Source organism: Agarivorans sp. QJM3NY_30, assembly GCF_050870855.2.
Taxonomy (GTDB): Bacteria; Pseudomonadota; Gammaproteobacteria; order Enterobacterales; family Celerinatantimonadaceae; genus Agarivorans.
The window spans coordinates 4,548,106-4,562,478 of record NZ_CP194038.2 but is presented as its reverse complement, the minus strand read 5'-3'; the positions used below and the strand labels follow the sequence as shown (position 1 = coordinate 4,562,478).

The window sequence follows — 14,373 nt, the reverse complement described above, 5'->3', positions numbered from 1 at the left end:
TGTGCTGGGGAGGCGTCGTACGTTGCATTACTTTTTATTTTTCTTGATTTTTGTGGATTGGTAAAAGTATATCAGGCTATTCAAATTTACTTTTAACCAAGGTTAATTTCCATTTGCTTCACGATGGGCAACCACCTTTAATCAGGTGGCCAAATTCACTATGCCACTACAGTTGGGAATTTCAAAATCAAAAGAATTAACGACGAAAACCATACTAGCCCCAAACCAATAGATATTTCTATAGGTCTAAGTATTAGTAGGTTTTCCAGAATCGTCAATTCTACAGGGTACTGTTTCCAGACCCTGATCTACATAGTAACAAATTCTTCTGCGCTGGTGGGGTGGATCGCGACACAGGCATCAAAGTCGGCTTTGGTTGCGCCCATCTTCATGGCAACACCAAATCCTTGTAAAATTTCGTCCATGCCTAGACCTATCCCATGCAGACCAACCACTTTTTGTTCTTCACCGGCACAAATCAGTTTCATCTTGGTCATTTGACGATGCTGAGTGACCGCTGTGTACATCGCGGCAAAGCTTGAGTTGTAGACTTTGACATTATCCGCACCGTATTCAGCAATCGCTTCAGGTTCGGTTAAACCCAAAGTGCCGATGGCTGGGTGACTAAAGACCACAGTAGGGATTAGTTGATAATCCATTTTAGCTTCAGTTTTTCCGTTAAATAAACGTTCCGAGAGCAAACGTCCGGCTTTGACGGCAACTGGGGTGAGTTCTACCTTACCGATATTATCGCCGACAGCGTAGACGCCCGCTGCGGTGGTATTTGAGTAGTCATCGACCTGAATGTAACCGCGTTGATCAACTTCAACGCCAGCCGCGGCTAGGTTGATATTATCGGTGGCGGGTTCACGGCCAATCGCCCATATAACGCAATCCACTTCGATGTTGTTGCCATTCTCAAATTTAACATTCAAGCTGCCATCAGCTTGTTTTTCGATGGATTGTGGTACGCTATGGGTGTGCAGCGTTGGGCCGTCCTCCGCCATGATTTCGACCAGCGTTTCACTAAGCATTGGGTCAAAGTTACGTAAGGGCGCGTGCTTACGCACCGCTAAATGAGTGTCGCTACCCAGTGAGTGTAAAACACCTGCCAATTCAACCGCGATGTAACCTGCTCCGAGTACCAAGACTCGTTTAGGTTGCTCTGTTAAAGCAAAAAATCCATCGGAATCGATGCCGAGTTCGGCGCCAGGGATTGCGGGGATTGAAGGACGACCGCCAGTGGCGATGAGAATGTGTTTGGCACGGATTTGTTCGCCATTCACTTCCACGGTATTCGCATCTACAAACTTTGCAAAGCCATTGATAAGTGTGACCCCATTGTTACCCAATACGCGGTCATAGGAACCATGAATTCGTTTGATGTAGGCTTCTCTGCTGGCAACTAAGGTTGCCCAATCAAATTGATTCACTTGTAAATCAAAGCCGTAATCAGGTGCATAGCGATGAATAGCTTCCGCGACTTGGGCACCAAACCACATGGCTTTTTTAGGGACACAACCTACGTTCACGCAAGTACCACCTACATGACGAGCTTCAATCAGCGCCACTTTTTGGCCGTACATTGAGGCGCGATTGGCTGAGGCAATACCGCCGCTGCCTGCGCCAATGCATAGGTAATCATATTCTTTCATTGAGAAACTCCGTGTAGGACAGATATGTTGCAGCAGTATAGCCTGTAGCTGTATCAGATGTTAATCAGCTTTTGTGACCTGTTTTTGCGATTGATAAGGCAAACGAATGAAGAACTTAACCCCTTCATTTTCCTTACTATCGAAGGAAATATGGCCTTTCAGTAACTGCACCACGAGATTATAAACGATGTGAGTACCTAAGCCGCTACCACCTTGACCGCGTTTAGACGTGACAAAGGGGTCGAAAATACGATTTACAATACTACTCTCCACCCCACGACCAGTGTCTTGATAATCGAGATGGAGTTGTTCACCTTCCCGGTAGATGTGAATATTGATTTGTTTTTCGCCGTCCCATTCCTCAAAGCCATGTTTAATGGAGTTGAGGATTAAGTTTGAGTAGATCTGGGTAAAGCTGCCTGGGAAGCTATAAAGTTCTAAATCGTTGGGACAATCCACTTTGATCGTGCAACCAGAACGACGAATTTTATGGCCTAAAGAGGTGATCACCTGATTGACATTTTCGTTGAGATTAAAGGTGTAGCAGGCTTCGGAGCTTTGGTCGACGGCAACTTGCTTGAAGCTACTAATCAAATCAGAGGCACGACGTAAATTGTTCAGCAATAACTCAGTCGATTGCTGTAAGTTACTGATTAGCTCTTCCATATAGCGACGGCTTAACTTGCCAGTTTCAATGTTCTTTTCGAGTTGTTTGCCTTGCTCTTGTAAGTAAGATGCGGCAGTGACACTAATGCCTATTGGGGTATTAATCTCGTGAGCGACCCCAGCCACCAAGCCACCTAAGGAGGCCATTTTCTCGGCTTCCACTAAGGATTGTTGTGCATTTTTAAGTTTATCGAAAGCACTAGCGAGCTGGAGATTACTCTCCTCTAAACGCTCGGTTCGTGACTTTACTTTTTGTTCCAACTCATCGTTGAGGGTTTTTATTTCTTTTTCAACCCGTTTTAGTGGAGTCACATCATAGCCAAAGGCGATCATGCGAGAGACATGATTGCCTTCGTAAAAGGGAACAAAGGTCCATAGTAAAGTATATTGATTGTTCACCTGATCGGTGAGCGTTAATTCTTGATCTTGGATCACCCTTAACTGTCGGAGATCGGCTTCAATTTTGTCGCGCCGGTCGTTGTCGACAAATACACTCAGCCAGTTTTGGCCGATTAGTTCTTCTTGATGAAAGCCGGTGAGTAGCACACCAGCAGGGTTCACGGTTAATACGTTGAGTTGATTGTCTAAGGTCACAATCACCGCATTACTTGAGTTGATGACGGTTGCGGAGAAGTCTCGCTCATGAGCTAATTGCTCGGTGGCTTTTAATTTTTGGGCAAATTCGTGGTCAATTTTTCGGGTCATTTGGTTGAGAGTATTGACCAATTCGCCCAGCTCATCGTTGCGTTGTTTACCGTTAGCATTAATTTTTAGTGGTGCGCCTAGATTGTCTAGGTCTAGGTTGCGGGTGTAATCCACAATGGTATTGATGTGGCGAACAATCACGTAATAAATGATGAATAAAATACCGATGGATACCACGAGGGTTTTCACGGTTTGGCTAATGAGGATCAGCATCGCTTTTTGCCATAAGCGCTCATACACCTGTTCCAAAGAGGCGGCGACAAACAGCTTTCCAACCATCTCGTCTTGATAAATAAGATCAAATTCCTGAGATAGATCATATTGGTTGGTTGAACGTCCACGTGCTAATAGTGGGACTTCAGAAGAACCTAAGATTTCTTTGACCAATACATATTGCATGTTAGGCAAGTTCATAATGCCTTCAATTTGTACCTCGACTTGTTCTTCATCAAGGTTCCATAAGCTGGCTGCAATTGGTTGTAGAAAACTGACTTCAATCTGATCGATACTTTCCTCAATGACTTTCACATCTTGCTTGTAATCGTAATAAAGTTGAATCAGGGTGATGATCAGAGCAAGCAGGGTGGAGCAGATAAGAATGTAGGATAACATGCGCAAGGAAAGGCTGTTGGCTCCTTTATTTAAAGCTAACTTTTTCCACAGCCCGTGATCACTAGTCTCTGTGGATTGAGAGTTATTATCCATGTATAAGCGAGTCCTGTTGGTCTAAGTATCGTTAAACCAAGAAAGCATATTATTCCTTTGAGAAATCATAGTCTAAATCGAGGCTATGTGAAACGTCCAAATCGTGAGGGTGGGTTGATTTACAAATAATTAACCCCAAAATATGTTATTTATAGCTAATATATCTTCAGTTTTAAGGATCTTTTATGAGTAACCCTTTACTTGATTTACCCGGATTACCCCCGTTTAGCAAGATTAAGCCAGCGCATGTGCAGCCTGCGGTAGAGCAAGTGATTGAAGAATGCCGAGCGACGATCGATTCGGTGTTAAAAGAAGCCACGCCTACTTGGCAAAATTTTATTTTGCCTCTCGATGAAGTGAATGACCGCTTAGGTCGTTTGTGGTCACCGGTTAGCCACTGTAATTCGGTAGTCAATAGTCAGGAGCTACGCGAAGCTTATGAGTCCTGCCTCCCGCTACTGTCTGAGTACAGCACCTTTGTTGGCCAACACAAGGGGCTTTATCAAGCCTATAAAAGCTTAGCCGACAGCCAAGCGTTTGCTGATTATAATTTAGCCCAGCAAAAATCGGTTACAGATGCACTACGAGACTTTGAATTATCTGGTATTGGATTGGAGGCTGAGCAGCAACAGCGTTACGGTGAAATAGTGAAACGCTTGTCGGAACTCTCATCACAATTTTCCAATCATGTATTAGACGCTACTCTGGCTTGGCAAAAACATATTACCGAATCTAGCGAATTAGTCGGGCTACCGGATTCGGCCTTGGCTGCCGCCAAACAAGCCGCTGCAGCAAAAGATTTAGAGGGTTATCTACTCACGCTGGAGTTCCCGAGTTACTTACCGGTGATGACTTACGCCGACAATCGTTCGCTACGTGAAGAAATGTATCGAGCCTTTAGTACTCGCGCTTCTGAACAAGCAAGCACTGAGCAGAAATTTGATAATAGCGGACTAATTGATGAAGAATTGGCACTACGTCATGAGTTAGCCCAGCTGCTTGGCTTTGCCAGTTACGCGGATAAGTCACTCGCCACTAAAATGGCTGAATCTCCAGCGCAGGTATTAGGCTTTTTAGAAGACTTGGCTGCACGCTCTAAGCCGCAGGCGGAGCGAGAGTTAGCCGAGTTGCAAGCTTTTGCCAAACAGTATCATGGGGTTGATGAGTTAGCGGCTTGGGATATAGCCTACTATTCAGAAAAATTAAAACAGCATACCTACGCTATTTCCGATGAACAGTTACGCCCTTATTTCCCCGAAAATCGAGTATTGAGTGGTCTGTTTGAGGTGGTGAATCGCCTATTTAAGGTGACAGTGAGTGAACGGCAGGGAGTTGATACTTGGCACCCAGACGTTCGTTTTTTTGACATTAGTGATGATAGTGGAACGCTGCGCGGTTCTTTCTATTTAGATTTATATGCACGCGAACATAAACGTGGCGGTGCTTGGATGGATGGTTGTATCGACCGCCGAGTGGATGTAGATGGACAGTTGGTTAAGCCAGTCGCTTATTTAACCTGTAACTTTAATAAGCCTGTGGGCGATAAACCAGCCTTATTCACGCACGATGAAGTGATTACTTTATTCCATGAGTTTGGTCACGGCATTCACCATATGCTGACCAAGGTGGATGAAGCGGCGGTATCGGGTATTAATGGTGTGGCTTGGGATGCGGTTGAGTTACCGAGCCAGTTTTTGGAAAATTGGTGTTGGCAGAGTGAGGCTTTAGCCTTTATTTCTGGGCATTATGAGACGGGCGAGCCCTTGCCGCAGCAGATGTTAGATAAAATGTTAGCGGCACGTAATTTCCAGTCGGCGATGACGATGGTGCGCCAACTCGAATTTTCATTGTTTGATTTCCGTTTACATTATGAACTCGCAGAGGGTCGCAGTGTGCAGCAGCGTCTGGATGAAGTGCGCCAACAGGTTTCGGTGATCAATCCTCCGAGTTTCAATCGTTTCCAAAATAGCTTTAGCCATATTTTTGCTGGTGGTTATAGCGCGGGTTATTACAGCTATAAATGGGCCGAGGTCTTATCTGCTGACGCATTTGCAAAATTTGAAGATGAAGGCATTTTCAATGCTGAAACGGGTTTACAATTCTTGCATAACATTCTGGAGAAAGGTGGTTCGCAGCAACCGATGGAACTGTTTAAGGCCTTTAGAGGGCGAGAACCTAAGGTAGATGCCTTACTTCGTCATTCGGGGATTGCTGCTTAGCCTCATTTTGATGTTTTAAGTTAGTTTTATGACGCGGCTTAGGCCGCGTTTTGTTTGTCTGAGATTAGAACTGGATGAAGCTATGTTTGAAGATATCGCGCTGTGGTTAGAACACGAACAAGCCGTATTAGCGACCTCGAATTGGTGGTTTGACGTATTGGTTGTGTTGGGACTGACCTTAGTTGCTTTTGTTATTTGGCGTATTTTTGCGGGACGTTTAAGCCGTTTAACCACTAAAACCAAGACCGTGTGGGACGATGCAATTTGGTTTTCATTATGGAAGCCGATTAACTGGATGATCGCGGTGGTGGGCTTGTCTTTAGTGGCAACCGCGTTTGCCAAGGCTCTAGGATCGGACTTACTGCCGATGATCCCGGTGCTGCGCCAAGTGATGATGGTGTTTCTATTGGCTTGGGTCGCGATGCGCTTTGTGGGTTGTGCAGAGCAGCAGTTGATCAGCAAAGGTAAGGATAAAACGACGGTACAGGCGGTGGCGAAGTTGTGTCGTGCCAGTGTGATTATTATATTGCTGCTAGCCGTTTTTCAAACCCTAGGCTTCAGTATTTCCGGGGTGCTAGCCTTCGGCGGTATGGGCGGTTTGATTGTCGGTATGGCCGCTAAAGATTTACTCGCTAACTTTTTTGGGGCCTTGTTGGTGTATTTTGATCGGCCCTTTAAGGTCGGTGATTGGATCCGCTCACCAGATCGCAGCATTGAAGGAACGGTTGAAAAAATAGGTTGGCGGGTGACGCAGATCCGTACCTTCGATAAGCGTCCCTTATATGTGCCTAATTCGGTATTTTCTAGTATCGCGGTAGAAAACCCCAGCCGGATGAGCCATCGTCGAATTAAAGAAACCATCGGTTTGCGTTATGCTGATGCGGCGAAGCTAGGCAAAGTGGTGAGTGATGTCGAAGCGATGTTACGTCAACATCCGGAGATTGATACCAATCAAACTTTGATGGTGAACTTCGATAGTTTTAACGCGTCTTCTCTCGACTTTTTTATCTATACTTTTACTAAAACTACCGATTGGGTTTTTTATCATCAGGTAAAACAAGATGTGTTGAATAAGGTGGTTGATATTGTGCTTGCCAACGGTGCCGAGTTTGCTTTTCCTACGCGAACCCTGCACCTTGCGAATAATGAACCACTTAATTCAAAGTAAATTCAGTCATCTTGCTTCATAAATGAATGCAGCTGCATTCATTTATGTGTCATTCGGCTGCATAGTTATTCTTTTTACTAGCCTAAATCTTCAATAAGCAGAACGGCAAAATAGCCTAATCTAGTGGTGATAAACACTCTGACGGTATTTTTATGCTGTAAAAATCCAATAAAGCTCTTCAAAAATTAGTTATTTAGCAGGCTTGCAGTATATTTAGAAAAAATAAGACTAAAATGCTTAATTTAGATCTATTTGTAGCTCATTTTACTGCTTATGTAGCAAAACTATCTGCATGTGGTCTGGATGAATTGATAGCTGTGGTTGAATAAGTTGTCAAATCCTCTGCCGCTAGGGGGGCTACAGGAACGTCGACTTGTTAAAGGCCTTGTGTATAGGGTAAAACATCAGCCAACGGGGTGAGAATAGCATCCAAGGGTTGATGCGCCGAACTCCTGCAAACACACAATAGATAACAAAAAAGCTAACATGGAGTTTCTAATGACTAAATGGACAAAATCAGCTTCCGGCTTGGCAGTTTCGCTAGCCCTATTTGGCGCGGTATCAGTAGCGCATGCTGCCGACACAATTAAGATAGCGGTTGCGGGGCCTGTAACTGGGCCTGTGGCACAATATGGCGATATGCAATTTACCGGTGTTGGCGTTGCGGTTGATTTACTTAACCAAGCGGGGGCCTTAAAAGGTAAAAAAATTGAAGCTGTTGTCTACGATGACGCATGTGAGCCGAAGCAAGCGGTGGCGGTTGCCAACAAAATTATTAACGACGGCATTAAATATGTAGTGGGTCATTTGTGTTCTGGCGCGACTCAACCTGCTTCAGATGTCTATGAAGATGAAGGTGTATTAATGATTACGCCCGCTTCGACTAACCCAGACATTACCACTCGCGACTATCAGTTGGTTTTTCGAACCATCGGTCTCGATAGTGACCAAGGACCAACGGCCGCTCGTTATATCGCGACTAGCGTTAAACCACAACGAGTCGCAGTGATCCATGATAAACAACAATATGGTGAAGGGATCGCCACCTCAGTGAAAACCGAGTTAGAAGCGGCGGGTGTGAATGTGGTTGCTTTTGAAGGTGTGACTGCGGGTGATAAAGATTTCTCAGCGCTGATTGCTAAGCTGAAGAAAGAAAAAGTCGATTTTGTCTACTACGGTGGTTACCACCCAGAACTTGGTTTGATCCTGCGTCAGTCCTCAGAAAAAGGCCTAGATGCCACTTTCATGGGGCCTGAAGGCGTTGGTAACAAAGATATTTCTGCTATTGCTGGCGCAGCTTCTGAGGGCTTGTTAGTTACCTTACCGAAAAAATATGACTTAGAACCGGCCAACAAACCAATCGTGGACGCCTTGGTGGCGAAAGGAGAAGATCCTACCGGTCCTTTCGTTTGGACTGCTTATGCGGCAATGCAATCTATTGTTGCTGGTGTGAATGGTGCGGGTGATGAGCCAGACGCTGTGGCGGCTTATCTTCGCGCTAATACTGTTGACACGGTCATGGGACCACTGCAGTGGGATAGCAAAGGCGATCTTAAAGGTTTCGATTTTGGTGTATTCACATGGCATGCCGACGGCACATCGTCTATCGCTAAGTAATTTGTGAATATCAGACCGGCTAGTGTCATCGGCGCTAGCTGGTCTCTTCTGTTTTAAAAGACACTTAATTAATGGCTTCAAGCCATTAGATTGGGATCGTTATGTCTGAGCAATTTTTCTATTTTTTTCAACAGTTAGTCAATGGACTAACGGTTGGTAGTACCTATGCCTTAATCGCCATTGGTTACACGATGGTGTATGGCATTATCGGCATGATTAACTTCGCCCATGGTGAAGTGTATATGATAGGCAGTTATGTCGCCTTCATCGTATTGGCTGCCTTATCGCTGATGGGCTTGGATTCCCTGCCGATTTTATTATTTGGTGCTTTTGCCATTAGCATCATTATTACCAGCGCCTATGGTTGGACCATCGAGAAAGTGGCTTATCGGCCAGTGCGTGGTGGTAACCGCTTGATCGCTTTGATTTCGGCGATTGGGATGTCTATTTTCTTGCAAAATCTGGTGCGTTTATCTCAGGGAAGTCGTGATATCGCGATGCCGAGTCTGATTACTGGCGGCTGGACATTTGGCCCTGACGACGGCTTCAATTTAACCATTTCCTACATGCAAGTGGTGATCTTTGTGGTGACTTTCCTCACGATGATCGGGTTAACGGCCTTTATTACCCATTCGCGAATGGGACGTGCCTGCCGTGCTTGTTCTGAAGATATTGGTATGGCCAATTTATTGGGGATCGACACCAATAAAGTGATTTCCTTAACCTTTGTGATTGGGGCAGCCTTAGCGGCGGTGGCAGGAGTGTTGTTGGGGATTTATTACGGTGTTATCAATCCCTATATCGGTTTTATGGCTGGCTTAAAAGCCTTTACTGCGGCGGTATTAGGCGGTATTGGTTCGATACCCGGAGCGGTTGTTGGAGGCTTGTTGTTAGGCATTACTGAAGCGATTACCGCTGGTTACTTTAGTACCGAGTATAAAGATGTGGTTTCCTTTGGTTTGCTGTGCCTGGTGTTACTGTTCATGCCAACGGGCCTGTTAGGAAGACCGGAGGTTGAGAAAGTATGAGTAAGCTCAATCTCCCCGGAGCATTAATCTCCACCATTACCTTTATGTTGTTGGCTGGATGGCTGTTAGGGATCCGAATGGAACCTAGTAGCAGTGGACTTAATCTGGCGTTGGCCGAGCCACAACATCTAAAGTGGCTATTTATTGGTTCGGCGGTGGTATTTTTTAGTCAGCTATTTCACCCCATGCTGTTTGGTAAAGCAAAGTTAAGACGCTCGGCGAATAAGTTTAATTTTAAACTACCGAGTCCCGAGCAAAGTCCTAAGGCTTATCGTTTGTTGGTCTCGTTCGCCTTAGCTGGGGCGATCATCTGGCCCTTTATTGTTAGCCGTGGTTCGGTGGATTTAGCGACTTTAACCCTCATCTATGTGATGTTGGGTTTGGGACTGAATGTCGTGGTGGGCTTAGCCGGTCTGCTCGATTTAGGTTATGTCGGTTTTTATGCGGTAGGAGCCTATACCTATGCCTTACTGAGTGCCGATGGTTTTGGTTTTTGGACTTGCCTACCAATTGCCGGCGGCATGGCGGCACTGTTTGGTTTCTTATTAGGTTTTCCGGTATTGCGTTTACGCGGTGATTATCTAGCCATTGTGACCCTCGGCTTTGGAGAAATTATTCGTTTATTGCTGAATAACCTTACCGAGTTAACTGGCGGACCTAACGGTATTAGCGGTGTACCGAAGCCAACTTTGTTTGGTTTGGAATTTAACCGTCGCCTAAAAGGTGAAGGTTTTGATACGTTCCATAACTTCTTTGGTATTAGTTATAACTCAGAATATAAGGTGATTTTCTTATACTTGATGGCGCTACTTTTGGTCGTGCTTACGGTGATTGTGATCAATCGCTTGTTAAGAATGCCGATTGGTCGGGCTTGGGAAGCACTACGTGAAGATGAAATTGCCTGCCGTTCTTTAGGCTTAAATCCAACGGTGGTTAAGCTCAGCGCATTTACCATTGGTGCTGCTTTTGCCGGTTTTGCTGGTAGTTTTTTCGCGGCCCGTCAGGGCTTTATTAGCCCTGAGTCGTTCACCTTCATCGAATCTGCGATTATTTTAGCAATTGTGGTTTTAGGGGGAATGGGATCGCAAGTTGGAGTGATTTTAGCCGCGATTATCATGACGGTGTTACCAGAAATGGCGCGTGAGTTTAATGAGTACCGAATGCTGATGTTTGGTTTAATGATGGTATTTATGATGGTGTGGCGCCCCCAAGGTTTATTGCCAATGTCTCGACCTCATATTCAGTTAAAAGAGGGAGCTAAGGCATGAGTCAGTTGCTTGAGGTGAATGGCCTCACCATGCGTTTTGGTGGTTTATTGGCGGTGAATAATGTCGCGCTGAAGCTCAAAGAGAAAGAAGTGGTATCGGTGATTGGTCCCAATGGTGCGGGGAAAACCACGGTATTTAACTGCTTAACCGGTTTCTACAAACCCACCAGTGGACAAATTTTATATCGAGGCGAAGCCTTACAAGGTTTGGCCGGACACCAAATCGCCCGGAAAGGCATTGTGCGTACCTTCCAGCATGTACGTCTTTTCAAAGATATGACGGTGGTAGAAAATCTGTTGGTGGCCCAACATCGTCACTTGAATACCAACTTTATTGCCGGTTTATTAAAAACTCCAAATTTTAAGAAGAGTGAAGCGGAGGCCTTAGCGTTTGCTGAATACTGGTTAGACAAAGTTCAGTTGACTGAATTCGCCAACCGTAAGGCGGGTAATCTGGCCTATGGCCAACAGCGTCGTTTAGAGATAGCTCGTTGTATGGTAACCCGTCCCGAAATTTTGATGCTAGATGAGCCTGCGGCAGGCCTTAACCCTAAGGAGACTGATGATTTGGATCGGCTGATCATGGATCTGCGAGCCAATGAATCGGTCTCGGTATTGCTGATTGAGCACGATATGAAATTGGTGATGGGTATTTCAGATCGGATTTACGTGGTTAACCAAGGTTGTCCCTTAGCGAATGGGACACCGGAAGAGATCCGCAACAACCCTGAGGTCATTAAAGCCTATCTGGGTGAGTTTTAAGGGCGAGGCAAAGACGACGAATGTTAGAGTTAAAAAATGTATCGACTCACTATGGCCCGATTCAAGCTTTACATGATGTTAGTGTGAAGGTAAATGAAGGCGAAATTGTCAGTCTGATCGGCGCCAATGGCGCGGGTAAAACCACTTTATTGATGACTTTGTGTGGTGATCCTCGAGCCAGCAGTGGTCAGATATGGTTTGATGGTAAAGATATTACCCACCGCCAAACCCATGACATTATGCGTGGTGATATTGCGGTGGTTCCTGAGGGACGACGAATATTCTCGCGCCTCACCGTTGAAGAAAATCTTCGAATGGGGGCCTTTTTTGCGAGTAAACAGGAAACCGAGCAACGGATCCAAGAAATGTATGTCTTGTTTCCGCGTTTATTGGAACGAGTCAATCAACGGGCGGGCACCATGTCGGGAGGGGAGCAGCAGATGTTGGCGATTGGTCGTGCTTTAATGAGTAATCCTCGCTTGCTGTTATTGGACGAGCCTTCTTTAGGTTTGGCTCCGATTATTATTCAACATATTTTCGATATCGTGGAACAATTACGCCAACGTGGGATGACGGTGTTTTTAGTGGAGCAAAATGCCAACCAAGCGCTGCGGCTGGCTGATAGAGGCTATGTTCTGGAAAATGGTCGTATTGTGTTAGAAGACACTGGCGATAATTTATTGGTGAACGAAGAGGTGCGTAAGGCGTATCTAGGTGCCTAGGCTCGGTTGTTCATACACAAAGCGAAAGCAGCCTTCGGGTTGCTTTTTTTATGCGAGAACATGCTAGTGACAAAGATGAGTACTGATTATTCTGAATGCCGAATCTGCAGCGCCCCAAGCAAACGGTTGGCATTATATCCCCTTCGTTTTGTCTCTTTTTCTTTGTGCGTAAACCAGTTAAAGTGGGCAAAATAGCTCGCAGTGGATCATCATGGAACAATTTGAACAAATCGACGTAAATGGCGCTCAAGATAAAATTTGCAATGCTGGGGCGCTACTATTAGATATGCGTGATCCGCAGTCCTTTGCTCAAGCGCACCCAGTGAATGCTTTTCACCTTCACGACGGTAGCCTTAATCAATTATTAGCAAATACCGACTACGATACGCCGCTAATTGTGATGTGTTATCACGGTATTTCTAGTCAGGGGGCGGCACAGTATTTATTAGAGCAAGGATTTGAAGAAGTCTATAGCTTGCAGGGAGGCTTTGAAGCATGGCGTGTAAAGGCACCGATCACCAGTGGTGAAGCAGAGTGAAGCAATTAATCGTCCTGGCGAATCCTCGCGCGGCACAGGCCTATGTAGACTATATGGCAGTGTTGCATATTGAGTGTCAACTCGCACCCGCGGAGCGAGGGGTGGCGATTATGCTGAACGATGAGTCTCAGCTTGAACGTGCGGAAATTGAATTAAAGCAGTTTTTAGCTAATCCGAATGCTGAAAAATATCATGCGGCTTCATGGACTATGGCCGACAGTCGCAAAGCCTCATTTTCTTATGGTGGCTCGGGGGTGATTAAAAACTCCTTTTTGGCTCATGCGGGTCCGGTGACACTGCTGGTATTGCTGATATCAGCCGTGATTTATGCGCTAATGAGCTTCGGTTTTAATCGTTATTTTATTGAACACCTGACTATTACTCCTCAGCTGAGTATGCTCGCTTCAACCCAGTTTTGGCGGGTCATCACACCGATTTTTTTACATTTCTCAATTGTTCATATCGTGTTTAATGGCCTGTGGTGGTGGCAATTAGGTGGAGAGATCGAGCGTCAATTAGGAAGCTCTAAGTTATTATTGATTACGATTGTCGCAGCAGTGATCCCCAATGTAGCACAGCTACTGGCTTCCGGACCGTATTTTGGGGGCTTATCTGGGGTGGTGTATGCATTGTTGGGGTATTGCTGGTTTACGGGGTGGCTACGTCCTAAAGCTGGGCTGCAGTTAAGCCCTTCAATTGTGGGCTTTATGTTGGTCTGGTTGGTGATTGGCTTTATGGATGTAATTGGGCCATCTACGGCGAATCTGGCCCATCTGTTTGGCTTATTCGTGGGTTGTGCTCAGGCGGTATTTGATAAGTTTACTGATAAAGATATTTAGTAAACAGTAACTTATTGACCAGCTTTTTACCGGTTTCTTGCACTAAGAGGTCATTCACTGCCTCTTCACACATCTGTCGAATTTGTTCTCGGCCAGTTAAGGACTTTACATCTTCTTCGGCTTGATGGCCTAAAATTTCAATGATCGCGTCGCGGATCAGTGGGGCGTGATGCTCAATGTTGGCTAAATCCCCTGCGTTTTCTACCATGATGTCGGCGGTGATTCGCACATAGCCTAGCTTCTTCCCTGTGCTAATGTAGTTCGTAATAATATCCGGTTCTAGCGCAAAATAGGCATAGCTAGGATTACCAGCTTCTTCGGCCTTGATGACGGTGGAGAATAACAAACTAAATGTTATAAGCAATGCTTGGCTAAATTTCATACGATCCTTTGATTCCTTGATAGTCCTAGCTTTATTGTTTGTGCTATCGAGCGTTTGGTCAAGATGCGCAGCTAAATTTAGTCAATAATTTATCGTTGCT

The 14,373-nt window shown here is 45.3% G+C and carries 12 protein-coding genes; 9 read left to right on the top strand and 3 right to left on the bottom strand.

The window, feature by feature from the left end; genetic code table 11:
• Nucleotides 1–308: 308 nt before the first annotated feature.
• Both gorA and ACRRSX_RS20770 read right to left on the bottom strand, forming a co-directional pair.
• Nucleotides 309–1,655 carry a glutathione-disulfide reductase gene (gorA, locus tag ACRRSX_RS20775; protein ID WP_432455701.1) on the bottom strand — a complete coding sequence of 449 codons (1,347 nt, stop codon included), beginning with the start codon at nt 1,653–1,655 and terminating at the stop codon, nt 309–311.
• 60 nt (nt 1,656–1,715) lie between these two features.
• Nucleotides 1,716–3,731: an ATP-binding protein gene (locus tag ACRRSX_RS20770; protein WP_432455702.1), complete on the bottom strand. Its 2,016-nt coding sequence runs from the start codon at nt 3,729–3,731 to the stop codon at nt 1,716–1,718.
• 185 nt (nt 3,732–3,916) lie between these two features.
• Here ACRRSX_RS20770 and prlC point away from each other — a divergent pair, with 185 nt between their 5' ends.
• The 9 genes from prlC (at nt 3,917) to glpG (ending at nt 13,891) form a co-directional block, all read left to right on the top strand.
• On the top strand, nt 3,917–5,950 hold the full coding sequence (gene prlC, locus ACRRSX_RS20765) for an oligopeptidase A (protein ID WP_432455703.1): 2,034 nt from the start codon (nt 3,917–3,919) through the stop codon (nt 5,948–5,950).
• An 82-nt stretch (nt 5,951–6,032) separates the two neighbouring features.
• Complete coding sequence (locus tag ACRRSX_RS20760; protein ID WP_432455704.1) at nt 6,033–7,118, top strand: mechanosensitive ion channel family protein; 1,086 nt, start codon at nt 6,033–6,035, stop codon at nt 7,116–7,118.
• A 498-nt stretch (nt 7,119–7,616) separates the two neighbouring features.
• On the top strand, nt 7,617–8,735 hold the full coding sequence (locus ACRRSX_RS20755) for a branched-chain amino acid ABC transporter substrate-binding protein (RefSeq protein ID WP_432455705.1): 1,119 nt from the start codon (nt 7,617–7,619) through the stop codon (nt 8,733–8,735).
• Nucleotides 8,736–8,836: 101 nt separating this feature from the next.
• Nucleotides 8,837–9,763, top strand: a complete 927-nt coding sequence (livH, locus tag ACRRSX_RS20750; RefSeq protein WP_432455706.1) for a high-affinity branched-chain amino acid ABC transporter permease LivH — start codon at nt 8,837–8,839, stop codon at nt 9,761–9,763.
• Nucleotides 9,760–11,031 carry a high-affinity branched-chain amino acid ABC transporter permease LivM gene (locus ACRRSX_RS20745; protein WP_432455707.1) on the top strand — a complete coding sequence of 424 codons (1,272 nt, stop codon included), beginning with the start codon at nt 9,760–9,762 and terminating at the stop codon, nt 11,029–11,031. Before livH ends, ACRRSX_RS20745 begins: the two co-directional genes overlap by 4 nt.
• Entirely contained in the window at nt 11,028–11,792 is a 765-nt protein-coding gene (gene livG, locus ACRRSX_RS20740) for a high-affinity branched-chain amino acid ABC transporter ATP-binding protein LivG (protein WP_432455708.1), read from the top strand. Before ACRRSX_RS20745 ends, livG begins: the two co-directional genes overlap by 4 nt.
• A gap of 20 nt (nt 11,793–11,812) precedes the next feature.
• Nucleotides 11,813–12,514 carry an ABC transporter ATP-binding protein gene (locus ACRRSX_RS20735; RefSeq protein WP_432455709.1) on the top strand — a complete coding sequence of 234 codons (702 nt, stop codon included), beginning with the start codon at nt 11,813–11,815 and terminating at the stop codon, nt 12,512–12,514.
• Nucleotides 12,515–12,725: 211 nt separating this feature from the next.
• Nucleotides 12,726–13,052 (top strand): thiosulfate sulfurtransferase GlpE, encoded by a 327-nt coding sequence (glpE, locus tag ACRRSX_RS20730; RefSeq protein WP_432455710.1) that lies wholly within the window; start codon nt 12,726–12,728, stop codon nt 13,050–13,052.
• Nucleotides 13,049–13,891 carry a rhomboid family intramembrane serine protease GlpG gene (gene glpG / locus ACRRSX_RS20725; protein ID WP_432455711.1) on the top strand — a complete coding sequence of 281 codons (843 nt, stop codon included), beginning with the start codon at nt 13,049–13,051 and terminating at the stop codon, nt 13,889–13,891. The genes glpE and glpG overlap by 4 nt, the downstream gene beginning before the upstream one ends.
• On the opposite strand, the gene ACRRSX_RS20720 is transcribed toward glpG, so the two are convergent.
• Nucleotides 13,872–14,273 carry a flagellar basal body-associated protein FliL gene (locus tag ACRRSX_RS20720; RefSeq protein ID WP_432455712.1) on the bottom strand — a complete coding sequence of 134 codons (402 nt, stop codon included), beginning with the start codon at nt 14,271–14,273 and terminating at the stop codon, nt 13,872–13,874. The two genes, glpG and ACRRSX_RS20720, sit on opposite strands and share 20 nt — an antisense overlap.
• Between the last annotated feature and the right edge of the window lie 100 nt (nt 14,274–14,373).

Bases quoted from the DNA above. Each gene is read 5' to 3' on its own strand.
- gorA (WP_432455701.1), bottom strand. From the start codon at position 1,655: ATGAAAGAATATGATTACCTATGCATTGGCGCAGGCAGCGGCGGTATT.
- ACRRSX_RS20770 (WP_432455702.1), bottom strand. From the start codon at position 3,731: ATGGATAATAACTCTCAATCCACAGAGACTAGTGATCACGGGCTGTGG.
- ACRRSX_RS20720 (WP_432455712.1), bottom strand. From the start codon at position 14,273: ATGAAATTTAGCCAAGCATTGCTTATAACATTTAGTTTGTTATTCTCC.
- livH (WP_432455706.1), top strand. From the start codon at position 8,837: ATGTCTGAGCAATTTTTCTATTTTTTTCAACAGTTAGTCAATGGACTA.
- glpE (WP_432455710.1), top strand. From the start codon at position 12,726: ATGGAACAATTTGAACAAATCGACGTAAATGGCGCTCAAGATAAAATT.
- ACRRSX_RS20755 (WP_432455705.1), top strand. From the start codon at position 7,617: ATGACTAAATGGACAAAATCAGCTTCCGGCTTGGCAGTTTCGCTAGCC.
- ACRRSX_RS20735 (WP_432455709.1), top strand. From the start codon at position 11,813: ATGTTAGAGTTAAAAAATGTATCGACTCACTATGGCCCGATTCAAGCT.
- ACRRSX_RS20760 (WP_432455704.1), top strand. From the start codon at position 6,033: ATGTTTGAAGATATCGCGCTGTGGTTAGAACACGAACAAGCCGTATTA.
- livG (WP_432455708.1), top strand. From the start codon at position 11,028: ATGAGTCAGTTGCTTGAGGTGAATGGCCTCACCATGCGTTTTGGTGGT.
- prlC (WP_432455703.1), top strand. From the start codon at position 3,917: ATGAGTAACCCTTTACTTGATTTACCCGGATTACCCCCGTTTAGCAAG.
- ACRRSX_RS20745 (WP_432455707.1), top strand. From the start codon at position 9,760: ATGAGTAAGCTCAATCTCCCCGGAGCATTAATCTCCACCATTACCTTT.